Below are 4,892 nucleotides of genomic sequence, written 5' to 3'. Positions count from 1 at the left end.
CGCCGCGCGGACCATCGACGGGCTCTGGGATGCCATCCGCGACGCCCTGCCACGCTTTACCCCGGAAGAGTGCCGAAACTACTTCACCGCCGCAGGCTATGAACCAGAATGATCGGATTCCGCCCTAGCGTCGGATTGGACAGGCAAGCCTGGCGGAGGCGCTGCTGCCGGCGGGTGCGGGGTCCAATCGCCGGCTGGACCGCATCCTTGGCCTGATCGACTGGTCTCCGATGGAGCGCCTTCTCGCGCCGCTGCGCGCGCCCACAGGCCGGCCCGGCTATCCGCCGCTAGCGCTGTTCCGCGCGCTGTTGCTGGCGCAGTGGTACCAGCTCTCCGATCCCGGTCTCGAGGAGGCGCTGGCCGACCGGCTGTCGTTCCGGCGCCTTTGCGGCTTCGGCCTCGACGACGGCACGCCGGACGAGACCACGCTGTGCCGGTTCCGCGCTGCGCTGGCCGAGCGCGGCCTCGCCAAGGCGCTGTTCGCCGAGCTGAACCGCCAGCTCGACGCCAAGGGCTTGGTGCTGAAGGCCGGCACGCTGATCGACGCGACGCTGGTCGAGGCGGCGGTCGCCCGTCCGCCGCGGAGCGAGGGCGAAGTGTCGACCAAGGACCCCGAGGCCGGCTTCACCCGGCGTGGCCAGCGCAGCTTCTTCGGGTTCAGGGCGCATGTCGCGGTGGACCTCGGCTCGGATCTGATCCGCGATGCTGTGCTGACCGGTGCCGATGTCGGCGACAGCCTGGCGGCCGATGCTCTGGTGCAGGGCAATGAGGCGGCGGTGTTCATGGACAAGGCGTACGACAGCGCCGCCCGGCGCGAGGCACTGGCCGAGGCCGGCATCGTCGACGCCATCATGCATCGCGGCCATGCGCGCCGTCCGCTGGCAGCGTGGCGGCTCTGGATGAACACCACGCTGGCGCCGAGGATGAACACCACGCTCGCGCCGTCCGCGGCCAAATCGAGCGCGCCTTCGGCACGCTGAAGCGCAGCTACGGCTGGCCGGGTCCGCTACCGTGGCTTGCGGCGCAACGGCGCTCATCTTCATCTGCTCTGCACGGCGATGAACCTGCAGCGCGCCGAAAGGTTCGTTGTCTGACAGGCAAAGTGCGTCCAACGCCCGGCTTCCAGAGGACCAAATGGGTATTGCTGAACGCCTCGCCGTCGGACCAACGTCACCCCACGCCCATCAGCCGCATTTCGCAAAGGTCTCCCCTGGTCTTCTGCGCGTCATCTCACCGAAGCATGACACCAGCAACGTGGCAATTACTCGGAGGGACTTGACGGGAGTAGGCCCATTACGGAAGCACTATGGTGCTCACGGCCGGGTTCCCAGACACCCACCGGTCGGTAACGACCGCCGCCCCTGCCGTCCGCTCATGAGCCGCTTTTCGCCCGAGATCCGGGGCTCGTCGGCAACCCGGAAACCGGGTAGGGCGAAGCCGAGAATAGGCATTGCTGCTGATCAAACAGCCAGCGCAGAGCGTTGGGGCATCCGTCGAAGAGGTATTGCCATCCGCGCACGAGCTCCACGAGGAGCTCCTCCGGGGTCATCAAGGCTTCCCGGAGGTCGGGCCCTATCCCCGCGAATGTCACCAGGCGCTGGCCGCACCCAAACCTAGCGAGGATGTCGTCCGACTCCTGCATTACGCGGCGGGTGAGATCCGGGTCCCTGAACCCCCCAACGGGACGCGTGTGCACCACCGACACCCCGTCGATGACGCCGATGCACTCGTAGCCGAGGATCTTCGGCCAAGCGGAATCGAGGCCGAAGCCCCATCCTGTGGCCGAGAGCGCGAAGGTGGGAAGCAGCTCCTCAAGGGTCGCTCGGCGGAAGCAGGGGATCATAATCTCCACAAAGCCGACCCGCCTTGCGAAGAAGCGCGCGTTTCGCATCGCGATGAAGTGGGCATAATGCGAGGCCTCGTGAAGGGCCGGCGCGAAGAGATGAAAGTCGAGCGCGCGCCCAATCTCGAACATTTTCGTGATAGAATCCTGCCCGGCGAGGATGTCGTCGTCGGGAAGCCAGATCTGGTCGTAGTCACGCCAGCCGGGCCATGCATTCAGCAGCTTGGTAAGGCCGGTCCATTTCGGGCCGGGGATGACGTCGCCGATCTGGCAATCCAGATCCTCCTGCGGTCCGATTTCCTCGAAGGGGCACAGATAGAGGTCCCACTCTCGCGGCTTGCCTGAATCGATCCAGCACCGGTGAAGCGATTTCCGGCCAACCCGGGCGATGACGAGGGAGCGGCTCATGAAGCTTCCGAAAATTGGTTAAATCCGCTGACTACATGCTCCGTAGCTCGCTCATCTGCGCGAACACGGCCTCCACCCCGGCTTCCGTCAATTTGGTCCCATGACTGGGAGGGCAGTGCCGCCCACCCGTGAAGCCGATACTCAAGTACCGGCTCACACCCTGACGCCCGCAAGACTGTCTTCGATGACGGTGCATCCGGCGCTAACATAGGCTTCATCACTGCCGGGGTTCGGGCGGACAACGCACAGAACGGTCCGAGGTTGCCGTTTGGAGGCGGACAGTCCCCACCGCGCATTCGGCGCGAGGACTCCTTTGGCCCGGAGTTCGGCGCCAAAATCAGCGCGCCGCTTGCCACATGTGCGATTAGCTCTCACTGTCCCTAATACGTATCTGTCAGGGCTCGCGCTACGGTGTCCTGCGCCACTTTAGCGCTATCGAGCGAAACGCGGCCGAGGGTTGCGCCCTCCGCCACGACGACGGCTCGAACTATATGTCGGGTGCCTTCCAGGACGGGATCGCCTTCCTCGGCATTGAGAGCTCAGCCTCGTTTGTCCGACAGGTCGAGTGCACCGGTGTTGCCGAACGCTTCATCCGCACCCTGAACCAGATCCGCGCCGAGCAACGCACACTTGCTCAATGTCCGCCAGTAAGCCTACCCTTGGCTGCCCGAACAGCGCAGCCATCTGTCTTAACATCCGGGCGCACTGCAGTGCGGTGCGGCACGGTTTGATCAGATAGCCGGCTGCGGTAGTTGCCGCCGCAACCGGAGACCGAACAATGGATCAGATCCGCAGCGACAAGCCCGAGGGAGCGCCGGCGTAAACTCGTCAGCCTCGACCGGTGATCCGGCCAGGCGCCTCATCGCTGGAGAGTCCGGCCGCACCGAGACCGGCTTCGCGTTCCGTTAGGTGGTCACCTTTGGCGGTGGCAGTCCCTCCGCTAAAGCTCTTGCCACGATCGCCCGCCGACGGGCCGTGCGGTAAGCCAGAATCTGCAATGCCCGTGCCTGCATCGTCCGGCGGTACAGATGCTGGGCCCATACGCGGCGGGCTCTCCGTCAGGCTTGCGCCAATCCCGGGATGGTGCGTGGCCGCGCTGCCCGCGCCACCAAGAGGCCCGGCATCCCCGCCCGCAGCTCCCGAACCTTGATTGAGGGTCGCTCCAACGCCGCCCGATAGATTGGCAGCACCCTCGCCATCAAACTGTCCACCAAGAACGCCCGACATTGGCATCTGCGGTGGCGAGGCCGGATCTTGATCCACGCTGGAGGGCGGGGCCGCAAAGCCAGTGCCATCCTCTTTCGTTGCGATCTCACGGCAGGCCTGTGCCCAATGGTCCTCTTGCCGACCCTCGGGCCGCCCCTCGTGCTCCCAAATTTCATGGGCGCGGCGGCGAATGCATTCCTCGTCCGACATGGGTGACTCCCTAGTCCAGCAGCTCGATACAACGCCGGGCGCCACCATCCGTCCCTTGCCAGACAGCAACGCAGTTCATCTCACAGGGGTCCAGCTCAAGCCGGTCGCCTGCAGGATGGCGCTGGCATCTCAGCGATGAGGCCCCTCGCGCCCTCCGCGCCGCCCGTGGCAGGGCCCAGGGCACGGCTAACTGCCACTCGTACCCTCCAACCCTTCATCGCCCCTTGGCGGGCAGGCCGAGCAGGCGCTCCAGCGTGTGGCTCGGGACGTAGGAGTTCGGCCGGCCGGTGAAGGACTGCTCGACCTTCTCCGCGAGCGTCATGGCCGCAACGCCCGCGGCGCCGGCAAGAAGGCCGCTCGCCAGCACCCCCAATCATCGGCGTGCCCCGTCCGGCGGCGTGGGACGCCGGCGCGCGCTCTGCAAAGATCGTGGTGGTCGGCACGCCGCGCATCATCGGCATCGAGGCTGTCATCCGCCGCGCGGCCCGTTCGCCGCCTCATTCCCCATAAAGCCGGTCCGCGCGGGTTCCGGAGCGGGAGCCGCGGAGGCGCGCCGCGCGTGGCCTCGTTTTGCAACGGCCAAGCGACGGATGTCCCCGTGCCACGAAAAACCGCGCCGGCTTGCCAGGCGTTCGTTCTCCGCGCGGGCGCCGCGCCGGCGCGGCGGGAGGGTGGCTTGCGGTTCATTCCGACGTGCTCGCACAGCGTGCTGGATTATGTTGTGGGCGCGCTTCGCACCGTGGGCGGGGACGGGGTGGACGTGACGACCGGCCGACAAGACGTCCGACCGGCCAGAGGCGTCAATCTCCGGCGCGGCGACCAGGAGAACAATGGTGGCGCATCCTCCTTCCGTGGCGGCGCCAGGAAGCCGCCCGGCCATTGCCGCGGTCGTGCTCGGCTTCGCCCACGGCGTCTTCGTCGACGGAATCATGCTGCATCAGGCGCTGCAATGGCATCACTTCCTCAGTCTCGTGCCGGGCGAAGCGCTACGCGACATCCGCGCGCAGATCCTGTCCGAAGGCATTTTCCACGTGGCGCTCTACGTCTATGGCTGCTCTGGCGCGCCTACGGCGGCCTTAGAGGAACTAAGCTCGAGTCTGGCCATTTCCGGGGTAAGGCGGCGGAGCGGGTGAGCAGATAGGCTGGTGGCGTCCTGGCCAGAGGACCGCCCCCATGCTGACCCTGCCGGCCCGCTTCGCCGCGGTGATCCTATGCTTCGCGCCGC

At 66.5% G+C, this 4,892-nt stretch carries 4 protein-coding genes and 1 pseudogene; 3 read left to right on the top strand and 2 right to left on the bottom strand.

Annotated features, from left to right (window positions below):
- Nucleotides 1-112: pseudogene (locus H7965_RS28685) on the top strand (IS630 family transposase); the annotation flags it as partial.
- 22 nt (nucleotides 113-134) lie between these two features.
- Entirely contained in the window at nucleotides 135-980 is an 846-nt protein-coding gene (locus H7965_RS28680) for an IS5 family transposase (RefSeq protein WP_315898719.1), read from the top strand.
- Between the two features lie 392 nt (nucleotides 981-1,372).
- On the opposite strand, the gene H7965_RS28675 is transcribed toward H7965_RS28680, so the two are convergent.
- Nucleotides 1,373-2,251 carry a hypothetical protein gene (locus tag H7965_RS28675; protein WP_186773925.1) on the bottom strand — a complete coding sequence of 293 codons (879 nt, stop codon included), beginning with the start codon at nucleotides 2,249-2,251 and terminating at the stop codon, nucleotides 1,373-1,375.
- Nucleotides 2,252-3,079: 828 nt separating this feature from the next.
- Entirely contained in the window at nucleotides 3,080-3,667 is a 588-nt protein-coding gene (locus H7965_RS28670) for a DUF2934 domain-containing protein (protein ID WP_186773924.1), read from the bottom strand.
- Between the two features lie 833 nt (nucleotides 3,668-4,500).
- Between H7965_RS28670 and H7965_RS28665 the strand changes: the two genes are divergently transcribed.
- Nucleotides 4,501-4,800 carry a DUF2243 domain-containing protein gene (locus H7965_RS28665; RefSeq protein ID WP_229682857.1) on the top strand — a complete coding sequence of 100 codons (300 nt, stop codon included), beginning with the start codon at nucleotides 4,501-4,503 and terminating at the stop codon, nucleotides 4,798-4,800.
- The last annotated feature ends 92 nt before the right edge of the window (nucleotides 4,801-4,892 follow it).

The sequence above is a fragment of the Siccirubricoccus deserti genome (genome assembly GCF_014283215.1).
Lineage (GTDB): Bacteria > Pseudomonadota > Alphaproteobacteria > Acetobacterales > Acetobacteraceae > Siccirubricoccus > Siccirubricoccus deserti.
Note: the sequence above shows the minus strand (reverse complement) of the source record. Positions and strands in the feature narration are given on the sequence as shown.

Coding starts and splice junctions, on each gene's coding strand:
- H7965_RS28670 (WP_186773924.1), bottom strand. CDS start 3,667: ATGTCGGACGAGGAATGCATTCGCCGCCGCGCCCATGAAATTTGGGAG.
- H7965_RS28675 (WP_186773925.1), bottom strand. CDS start 2,251: ATGAGCCGCTCCCTCGTCATCGCCCGGGTTGGCCGGAAATCGCTTCAC.